The sequence below is a fragment of the Thauera propionica genome, from assembly GCF_002245655.1.
Lineage (GTDB): Bacteria > Pseudomonadota > Gammaproteobacteria > Burkholderiales > Rhodocyclaceae > Thauera > Thauera propionica.
This window is the reverse complement of the sequence record NZ_NOIH01000046.1, coordinates 1-7,419: the sequence shown is the minus strand read 5'-3', so window position 1 is coordinate 7,419 and position 7,419 is coordinate 1. Positions and strand designations below refer to the sequence as shown.

Sequence of the window (7,419 nt, the reverse complement as noted above, 5' to 3'; positions counted from 1 at the left end):
GCGCCGTAGGAATCTCCGGCCTTCAGGCCGGAGAGGATGTCAACGAGATGTGCATGGCCAACATCAGCACACTCGATCTCGCCAGCCGAGTCGCCAACGAGGAGAACCTGGCCGAGGTGGTGAGCATCGTCACGGCACTGAACGAGCGTGATGCCAAGACTTCACTTGAAGAGATGCTCAACGCTGAACCCACGGGCGAAGAGGGCGCGAAGCGCGAACCGCGGCTTGCCAAGGTGCTGCGCCTGTACCGGGAGCTTCCAGACGACCAACGCATCGACGTGCGCAATGCCTTGCGGGTGAAGCATGAGTAAGGACTCCGAGCAGATCACCCCGCTGGCCGCGATGCGAAAGGTCGGGATCACGCACGCCTTCGAGACGCTGCTTTGGGCGCCCCGCAAGCACGTCGACTACACGTGCCTGTGCCAAGCGTCAGAGTTGCCCGACATGATCGACCAGCGCGTGATGCTCGAACTCACGATCGGCAGCGAGCCGATAAAGCACCCCACGAAGAAGGGCGCGTTCCACGTCTGGGTCGTTGATGGGGCTGGCGCCGAACACCGGCTTACCGTCTTTGGTGATGTCCGCTTCACGCCCTGGAAGCAGATCCCCGTGGGCGATCGCGCCTTCGTGGTCTGCAAGCCGTCGCTCTACAACGAGCGGATCTATCTGAACGGGCCTGAACTGGTGCCTGCCGAGTGGGCGCACCGCGTGATGCCGGTGTACGCGGGCAAGGCCGGTGTGCTGGCGGCCGCGGTGGTCGGGAAGGCGGTGGGTGAGTCGATCAAGGACAACGCCGTGGTGGCGGAAACCTGCTTTGCCATCCGAGAAGCCTTCAGCGGCATGGAGGAAGCCGACATCCTCCAACTCGCCGGCATCAGGGGCAACTTGGCGCTGCTGCTTTATGGATTGCACAATCCACGATCCATGCAGATGGCCGAGTGGGCGATGAAGTCCGCCCGAAAGCTCGCGGTCGCCTATGTGAAGCACAGCGCCGAGCAAGCCTCGCACCGTCCGCTTCGGATGCTCACCATGATCCGCACGAGCGAAGAGGACGTGCGTGCCCTGATGGCGCGACTGCCTTTCTCACCGACTACCGGTGAGCGCTCGCAAGAGCAGGCAATCGTGGCGATCGCACGGCTCCTGGCCGAGCCCTACGCGATGGATGCCATCCTCTCGGCCGACGTCGGCGTGGGCAAAACGCTGTGCTACATGGTCCCCTCCGTCGCTGCGCAGGCCAAAGGGGCGCGGGTGTGCATCCTCGTCCCGAACACCATCCTTGCCGAACAGATCGCAGGGGAGTTCCGCCATTGCTTCCCGGAGTGCCCTGTCGCGCTCGTGACCGACGCCACCAAGGGCGTTGCAATCGACTGGGAGGAGAACCCCATCATCGTCGCCACCACGCGGATCTTCTCGGTGGCCAAGCGGGCGAAGTGGCACCCGAATCTGCTGGTGATCGACGAGCAGCAGAAGATGTCGGTCGAGCAGCGCGAAGCCCTCTGCACCGAGGACACGAACGTGCTCGAGGCCTCCGCGACGCCGCTTCCGCAAACGCTTGCGCTGCTTCAGTACGGGGGCAAGGATCGCATCGAGGTCGACAAGCGCCACGCCCAGCAGACGATCCACTCCTACGTGGTCGATCAGTCTCATCGCCAGCGCATGTTCGCCAAGCTCAAGGAGACGGTGGAAGCCGGCTACCAGGTCGCGGTGATCTACCCCCGCGTCGAAGGCAAGAGCGAAGATGACGTGAAGTCCGTGATCACCGCCGGCGAGCGCTTCGAGCGCCTGTGTCCTGGCCAAGTGATCGTGTTGCACGGCAAGCTCTCCACCGAGGCGAAGCTCGAGGCGATGCAGCTCGCCCGCGAAGGCCAGAAGAAGATCGTCGTGGCCTCCTCGATCATCGAGATCGGCATCACCATCGAGAACCTTCGCATGCTCATCGTGGTGGAAGCCGACCGGTACGGCGTGAGCACCCTGCACCAGTTCCGCGGCCGGCTGGCCCGTAAGGGAGGTGAGGCGTGGTTCTTCGCCTACCTGCCCCGCGAGGTCGAAGAGGAGACCCTGGCGCGCGTCGAGCTACTCACGCGCACGACCAACGGGTTCGAGCTGGCCGAACTCGACATGCAGCAACGGGGTTTCGGAGATCTGGGCCGCGATGGAACGGCCACGAGCGGCAAGGCGCGGACGCTGTTTCGCTCGATCGAGCTCATGCCCGAGGATTTCGAGCCGGCTGACGCCGCTCGCGCTGCGGCTTAGCCCCGGCGGCTGGCCCGCAAATAGAAGAAGAAGGCGGCCAAGCAACCCAGCGTGACCACGAGATCCATCGGCCAGTAGCCGATCCGGTCATGCATCACGGCAAAGCCCAGGCTGTAGCCCGCCAGCAAGGGGGCCGCCTCTCGCAGTGCCTTGCCGTCGACGAGCCACGGCGCGACTTTCACCAAGAACGGAAGCACCACACTTGGCGCCCAGCCGAGAGCGGCTGCATGGACAAAAGCCGGCAGCATCATCGAGGCGTTCAGGAGGTGGAGATCTTCAGCGTGCATTGTTGGCTTGGGGAGGCAGGTTGCGGAACACCTTCTCCGCATAGACCTGCTGCTTGGACGGGGTAACGGCGTTGTAGGCCCCGATCGCCTTCCAGGTGTTGCCGTGACGCTCCATGTTCTGCGACAGAATCCAGCCGGCGACATCGAGGCTCACACACGGATCGAACAGGTGCTCGCGGGCGATTCCGAACTTCGCCAGCTTCGGAAACCAGAACGAGTTGATCTGCATCATCCCCACGTCCTCGCTGCCGTTCGCATTGGACCTGTTCACGGCGCGCGGGTTGAGCCCTGATTCGGTCTTGGCAATCGAGAACAGGATGTAAGGATTCACTCCCCACTTGCGACCAACGCTCTCCCAGGTGCAGGTCGCCGCAGCCGCCGTGCGCGAAGGCTCGGATGCGGCCGCAGCGACCGACGCTTGGGTCACCGGACGGGTGTTGTCGAAGTCGAGCTTCGCTTGCTGGTTGGCCGAAGCGACCACCGGCAGGAGCATCAAAATGAGGAGCGGTAAGGGTTTCATCCGTTGAACAGAGTAAAGAGGGCGACGCCGAGACCAAGCCCCAGCACCGGCGTCGCGAGGCGGAACATCCCGCGGCTCGGACGCCGGGCACCGGCGCTGGAAGGGTCGATCCCGTTGGCCGCCCGAACGCCGGCCTGATAGACCTCGTTCACGCTCATCGTGCGGGCCGTGTCGAGGTGCTTATGGGCGTAACGCTCGTAGCGAGCAGACCGCCCGTCGTCACGACCCTCGATGGCAGCCTGAACGCTGCGCGGGTCATCGTCTGCGAAATCTTTCATGAAGTAGGTGCTGCGGATCTTGCTCATGGTGCTTCTCCTGACAGTGCTTGAGGAAATCCCTCACCTTCACTTCTACAGGGGAAGCACCAGAGTTCAAGAGGGCAAATTCGTCCTCACGCGGCTGCGCTCCGCTTACCAAATATCTCGTCCAGATCTGATGGATCAATCTCCACGTCGTGATATGCCGGTGGAGTTGGCGCCCCCTTGGTACTGTGCGAGGCACCTCCTTCTGACGGGGAGCTTCGCCCCTCAGTGAGCCGTTCCTGCACCGCCCCATTCGATCTGGGGCTCCCATAGGACGCCTCGACCGTGCCGTGTTCGATGGCTTGGCAGCCTTTTCGCAGGATCTCAAGCAGCACAGTCCTGCGCCGGAACTTGTGCGTGGGCAGCATCCTTTCCAGTTGCTCGTAGAGCTCGGGGAACTCATCGTTGAAGATGGTCGCCCTCAAGGAGATCGGCTTTCTTTCCATTGTCTTTCTACTCATCCGTTAACAAGTCGCATCATTGCTTTCGCCTGGTCGTCGAGATCAGGGGCATGTGCGCGCGCATTCGTAGCCATCCTCAGTGCTGATCCCGTCGATGCGAAGCTCTGCCCGCTGTGCAACCGGCGTGGGCGCCCTTGCTCTCATAGTCAGCACAACGCCCCCTGAGAGCCGGCTCACTATTCGTCTCGATAGCGGCGAAACCGGCTTGCAACACGCGCAACAACGCGGTTTGTCGAGCAAGCCGACTCAAGGGCAAGCGTTCAAGCATCTCGTAGAGCTCCGGTGACTCGTCGTGACACACCTTCATGCGGGTCAGAGACTCCTCACGCATGGCGTGCTCCCCCTAAGCGGGAACACGGGCAGCGTTGAATCCTTGGCTGCGAACTTGTTGTTCGCCCGCCAGCTGGAACCCTCGCACGTTTGCGAACACCGGATCCTCGGTGATCACCAGCTCGTGGTTCGGGAACTTCTCCTGGATGAGCTCCCGGAAGAATTCAGCGCCACCACCGGCGATGATGATGTTGTCGATATCGACCCCCCCATTGCCAACCCGGTTGGCCAGCACCGATACAAACTGCCGGGCCTTTTCCTTGCCAAGTCGGATGTGCGACGAGATGTCCCGCTGCTTCCCAAAGAAACGGGGCTGAGTACCGGTTCGAATCGCATCGTCGATGGTCGAGAAGTCCGAGATTTGATGGCCGAGCTCCTTGCTGACCGACTCGCCGATCGTCGCAAGGATCGAGGACATCCCGCCCGAGTGGGCGCCACTACGCGCATTGATCATCTTGACCCCATGGGCCACGACCCAGTCCAGCGTGTAGTAGCCCGGATCGATCAGGAGGTTGGTCTGGTTACGCATGCGGCCATAGACGTTGTTCCGGATCGTGTAGTCGAAGAAGGCCCCAATGGGCTGAGGGGTCACCGTGACGCTACGCACCTCGACGTCGATCTGATTCCCTGACTGATCGGGGATGCGGTGGACGCCGGTCATTCGCTTGATCAGCGCGTCCTGATGCTGCGCATAGGTGTTCACCGGCAGACCAAGAATCAGATGGTCGAGGTGAGGGACCCCCATGTAGGCGATCGCCCCACGGACCAATGCCATATAGGCGTCAGTCATGGAGAAGTCCGCATCCAGCGTTCGCCCATAGCTTGGATCTTGGGCAAGCCGCGCATCGCGCCCGACCTCATACCGAACGCCATTGACCTCGACGGTAATGGTGTTGCGGCGCTGGAAGACACCGCCGGTCAGATCCGCGCCCGAGCTTGCCTGGGGAGCGATCGAGGGGAACAGGCTGCATGCGATCTCACTGCCCTTTGCGTGAAATTGGACGAACTTGGTATTGCCGTAGCCGACGTCGATGGCCCGAACGATGGTTTGAGTCATGGAACCTCCTATTGATGAAATGACCAGCCCATCCTATCCCCTCACCCTCGGGCATCAAGGTCCGTAAAACATCCCGTTTTGGTCGATTTAAGCGGGAGCGCATGAGAATCGACGGGCTTGCCGCCTTTTTACGACCAGTCTGGACCCGGTTAAGACGCATTAACGACGAAACGCCAGCAACCACCTCAAGACCATAGTGCACCGACGGTTCTGCGACGGAGGTGGCTCACGCAACGACGGTTCGCTCACAATTGACCAGATGCAAACAAATGAACCGCCGCAAAATGGACGTTTCCGAGCCTTTTCTATTGAGCGTTACAGACCTAATCGCGTTTCCGGAAACAGACCACCGCACTTCCTCCCAACAGCACGCAGTTGGCCCTGCTAGTCGTTGCACTGATCCGGCAGTCCGAGGCGATGGCATCGATCCCTTGAATCAGCCGGATTTCGACCTGGAACTGAGTCGATGCATCAGGCGTTTCACTTTAAATGGGCGTGCAGAGAGTGATCGCGAACAGCAATAACGGCGCGCGTTCCGTGAGATTTCGTCAGGTGAAAGGCGGGAAGAATCAAAAGCACGTCGCATACAACCGCTTGACCCGTTTTCTCTGTCTGTGTAGATTCGGCTCGTCTTTGACCGGTTAGCTGCCAACCGCAACGCAGCCCTTCCAAACGCCAAGCCCCGGAATAGGGCGACAGCGACGGCACCAAGCCGACAAGCATCACCGTCCGACACGGACATTCAGCCGCTTTTGCCGGCGACCTGCTCGGTCCCCAGTGACCTTGAGCTTGCACAAGAGGCACCACGCCTCGTGGCCACCGCGCCAGTCCCCGCTCACACGACGTGAGCCCAAGCCGGGCCCTGCTACCACTTTGTTGCGGCCCGGTAGTAGCTAATCAATATCGAAGTTCCTGCATTCGCGCGTGTTCCCGCGTTCCGACAGACCATGTGATCTGCTTGGGCGCACCTCTCGCCGCGCGTAAACGGACCCCCCTCCTGGTCGCAGGGAGGGATGGCGGGCCGGGCCGGACGACAACACTTCTAGGGAGACGTGACGGGCTCCCACCTAATCTCCCCTTGGACTCCCACGATGGATCGCAAGGTGGCTGACCTCGACAGGTCGGCCGGGGACGGTGATGCAGAAATGAATCTCCGTGTCGGAACGCAGATGCTCACGTATTCGCGATTTGCCGATGGGCGCACCTCGAGCGCCTGGCCGAGAGGCCGAAGCAGTTGGTAGCTGCAGAAGAGGCTCGTGTGGATTGTGCAATCCAGAACTGACAGGGTGCGTTGGTTGTGGATTGCGCAATCCAGGACTCCACTGTTTGTTGCAGGTAAGCCATGAGACGACATACCGCTAACCCTCTTGATGACGCGATCGGGGACGCCTCCCCCAGAAGACCACAGCCGCAACCCTGGAAGCGGATGGGCTGGAAAGACGGGCTGATCTACCTGCTTGAGACCAAAGGCCGGGCGACGAGTCCGCGTAAGGGTCGCCACAAGCCGGTGAGCATGAAGACGATCGAGAAGCGGGAGATTGATCTCTTCGCTGCATTCGGTCAGTTGCAGCAGATGGGCTTTCACCTGAGAACCCTGGATAACTTCAAGAAGAAGCACGTGGAGGCCTTGGCCCGGAAGTGGGAGGCGGATGGCTTGTCCGCTTCGACCATCCAGAACCGGATTTCAGTGCTGCGAACGCTGGCCGAGTGGCTGGGCAAGACCGGAATGATCGGACGATCGACGGAGTTCGTTGCGGACCCCAAGAGCGTCACCCGCACGGCTGCGGCGACCTATGACCACTCGTGGACGGCTGCGGGGGTGGATGTCGAGGCGGTGATGCGGATGGTGTCCGCAACTGACAAGTACGTGGGTATGCAGCTTCGCCTTTGCTTGGCGTTCGCGCTGCGCCGTGAAGAAGCGGTGATGTTCAAGCCGTATCGGGCGGACAAGGGGGCGTACATCGAAGTCGTCGACGGCACAAAAGGTGGCCGGCCCCGTGTTGTCATGATCAGAACTGAGGCGCAACGCCGGGTGTTGGAAGAGGCCAAGGCGTTCGTGAAAGGGGTGAATGGACACGTAGGGAGTCCCAGTCGCGACTTGAAATCTTCGATCCGGCGATTCGTGTATGTGCTTTCAAAGTGCGGTGTGACAAAGGCCGGACTGGGGTAACCGGTCACTGAGCGGCGTTCTTTGCCCGCCCGCGCCCAC

General features: G+C 61.3%; 7 protein-coding genes and 1 pseudogene. 3 read left to right on the top strand and 5 right to left on the bottom strand.

The window, feature by feature from the left end:
• Positions 1–311: pseudogene (locus tag CGK74_RS18490) on the top strand (hypothetical protein); the annotation flags it as partial.
• A complete protein-coding gene (locus CGK74_RS18485; protein WP_094269827.1) occupies positions 304–2,253 on the top strand; it encodes a DEAD/DEAH box helicase in 1,950 nt (649 codons plus the stop codon). The pseudogene CGK74_RS18490 and the gene CGK74_RS18485, both read left to right, overlap by 8 nt.
• Here CGK74_RS18485 and CGK74_RS18480 read toward each other — a convergent pair.
• From CGK74_RS18480 to CGK74_RS18455, 5 genes are all read right to left on the bottom strand, one after another.
• A complete protein-coding gene (locus tag CGK74_RS18480) occupies positions 2,250–2,540 on the bottom strand; it encodes a hypothetical protein (protein ID WP_094269826.1) in 291 nt (96 codons plus the stop codon). The two genes, CGK74_RS18485 and CGK74_RS18480, sit on opposite strands and share 4 nt — an antisense overlap.
• A complete protein-coding gene (locus CGK74_RS18475; protein WP_094269825.1) occupies positions 2,530–3,033 on the bottom strand; it encodes a lytic transglycosylase domain-containing protein in 504 nt (167 codons plus the stop codon). The genes CGK74_RS18480 and CGK74_RS18475 overlap by 11 nt, the downstream gene beginning before the upstream one ends.
• A 23-nt stretch (positions 3,034–3,056) precedes the next feature.
• A complete protein-coding gene (locus CGK74_RS18470) occupies positions 3,057–3,365 on the bottom strand; it encodes a hypothetical protein (protein ID WP_094269824.1) in 309 nt (102 codons plus the stop codon).
• Positions 3,366–3,451: 86 nt separating this feature from the next.
• Entirely contained in the window at positions 3,452–3,808 is a 357-nt protein-coding gene (locus CGK74_RS18465) for a hypothetical protein (protein WP_094269823.1), read from the bottom strand.
• 358 nt (positions 3,809–4,166) lie between these two features.
• A complete protein-coding gene (locus CGK74_RS18455; RefSeq protein ID WP_094269821.1) occupies positions 4,167–5,210 on the bottom strand; it encodes a PRTRC system protein D in 1,044 nt (347 codons plus the stop codon).
• 1,513 nt (positions 5,211–6,723) lie between these two features.
• Between CGK74_RS18455 and CGK74_RS18450 the strand changes: the two genes are divergently transcribed.
• Positions 6,724–7,380 carry an integrase domain-containing protein gene (locus CGK74_RS18450; RefSeq protein WP_240498787.1) on the top strand — a complete coding sequence of 219 codons (657 nt, stop codon included), beginning with the start codon at positions 6,724–6,726 and terminating at the stop codon, positions 7,378–7,380.
• Positions 7,381–7,419 lie beyond the last annotated feature (39 nt).

Bases quoted from the DNA above. Each gene is read 5' to 3' on its own strand.
- CGK74_RS18475 (WP_094269825.1), bottom strand. From the start codon at position 3,033: ATGCTCCTGCCGGTGGTCGCTTCGGCCAACCAGCAAGCGAAGCTCGAC.
- CGK74_RS18480 (WP_094269826.1), bottom strand. From the start codon at position 2,540: ATGCACGCTGAAGATCTCCACCTCCTGAACGCCTCGATGATGCTGCCG.
- CGK74_RS18465 (WP_094269823.1), bottom strand. From the start codon at position 3,808: ATGGAAAGAAAGCCGATCTCCTTGAGGGCGACCATCTTCAACGATGAG.
- CGK74_RS18470 (WP_094269824.1), bottom strand. From the start codon at position 3,365: ATGAGCAAGATCCGCAGCACCTACTTCATGAAAGATTTCGCAGACGAT.
- CGK74_RS18455 (WP_094269821.1), bottom strand. From the start codon at position 5,210: ATGACTCAAACCATCGTTCGGGCCATCGACGTCGGCTACGGCAATACC.
- CGK74_RS18450 (WP_240498787.1), top strand. From the start codon at position 6,724: ATGAAGACGATCGAGAAGCGGGAGATTGATCTCTTCGCTGCATTCGGT.
- CGK74_RS18485 (WP_094269827.1), top strand. From the start codon at position 304: ATGAGTAAGGACTCCGAGCAGATCACCCCGCTGGCCGCGATGCGAAAG.